The following is a 1,199-nucleotide window of genomic DNA, read 5'->3' on the forward strand; positions in this document are numbered from 1 at the left end:
CCCAGCACGCTGGCCGCGGTGCCCACGGCGCAGGCCGCGATCAGCGCCGCCACCGGCGCCACCCGGCCCTGCAGGCCCAGGTACGCCAGCCATGCGGCGGCCCAGGCCAAAAGGGCGGGAAGGGCCAGGGCAGTCGGTGCATGGAGGGTGGGAATCCGGTGGGGATGGAGCAGCGCCGAGTTTAGTGAGCCGCGCGCGGGTCATTCAACCGCAGGCCCCCATTCCGGTGGCATCCACACGCGACCGGAAACGATAACCAATGGATATCAATCCATCATTTCATTTCAATTTACGGCCCGCAGGCCGCGCCCTAGGATGCCCCTCAATGCCCGGTCCATGGGCATGCATACAACAGGAGACAAACCATGTGGTGCCGCATCCCCCTGCCCGGCCTGGCCCTGGCCGCCGCCGTCCTCATCCCCCTGGACGCCAGCGCCCAGGAATGGCCGACCCGGCCCGTCCGCATCCTGGTGGGCTCGGCCCCGGGCGGCGGCACCGACGCCATGGCCCGTGCCGTGGCCGACCGGCTGGGCCCGCTGCTCAAGCAGCCCACGGTGGTGGAAAACCGCCCCGGGGCCTCCAACACGCTGGCGGCCGATGCCACCGCCAAGGCCACCGATGGCCACACGATGGTGATGGGCGTGGTCACCGCGCACGCCATCGCCCCGCACCTCTTGAAGCTGGCCTACGACAACAACCGCGACCTGGTGCCGGTGGCCTTCGTGGGCGCGGTGCCCAACGTGCTGGTGGTGACCAACGCCCTGCCCGCGCAGTCGGTCAAGGAGCTGGTGGCCCTGGCGAAGAAAGCGCCCGGCACCATCAACTTCGCCAGCAGCGGCGCGGGCAGCACGCAGCACATCGCGGCCGAGATGTTCAAGGACGCGGCCGGCATCGACCTGATGCACGTGCCGTACAAGGGCAGCGGCACCGCGCTGGTCGATCTGGTGGGCGGCCAGGTGCAGATGAGCTTCGACACCATGCCCTCAGTGCTGGGCCAGATCAAGTCCGCCAAGATGCGCGCCCTGGCCGTGACCACGCCGCAGCGCAACCCGCAGCTGCCGCAGGTGCCCACCATGCCGAGCCGGCCTGCCGCAGGTGGACACAGCGCCTGTACGGCATCTACATGCCTGCCGCCACGCCCAAGCGTGCAGCAGAAGGTGCACGACGCGGTGAACGAGGTGCTGGCCATGCCCGAGACG

Annotated in this window: 1 protein-coding gene; it reads left to right on the forward strand. The window is 69.7% G+C overall.

Annotation, left to right across the window (positions count from 1 at the left end; genetic code table 11):
* Positions 1-365: 365 nt before the first annotated feature.
* Positions 366-1,199 (forward strand): Bug family tripartite tricarboxylate transporter substrate binding protein (locus AC27IQ_RS25010; protein ID WP_487091222.1); only part of this gene is annotated, 834 nt, incomplete at its 3' end.

The sequence above is a fragment of the Acidovorax sp. KPB24-07 genome (assembly GCF_057543315.1).